This is a genomic window from Ochrobactrum sp. SFR4, from assembly GCF_019730395.1.
Lineage (GTDB): Bacteria > Pseudomonadota > Alphaproteobacteria > Rhizobiales > Rhizobiaceae > Pseudochrobactrum.
In genome coordinates, this window is record NZ_JAAPBB010001223.1 from 1 (window position 1) to 243 (window position 243).

The 243-nt window shown below is 52.7% G+C and carries 1 protein-coding gene; it reads right to left on the reverse strand.

Features of this window, described 5'->3' with window-relative positions; genetic code table 11:
- Positions 1-8 precede the first annotated feature (8 nt).
- Positions 9-243 (reverse strand): NUDIX hydrolase (locus HBA93_RS22920; RefSeq protein WP_502910188.1); only part of this gene is annotated, 235 nt, incomplete at its 5' end.

Below are 243 nucleotides of genomic sequence, written 5' to 3' on the forward strand. Positions count from 1 at the left end.
TAATCGTCTCACCATAATTCATCCGGCGAGGTCTGGGTGGCAACTTCTTGCAACCGGCGCATCGTGGCCTGTGTCACGCCCTCAGGCAAGTCGCTCAGCGGAAAAAAGCGGGCTTCCGCAATTTCTCGATCTGGCATACGCGGTTTCAGCTGTCTGAAAGCACGGCAAATATAAAGCGCGACATGATCGCGGTTTGTAACATGCGCATTTTTATACAAGCCAAAGAGTTGCGGTGGTGCTGTC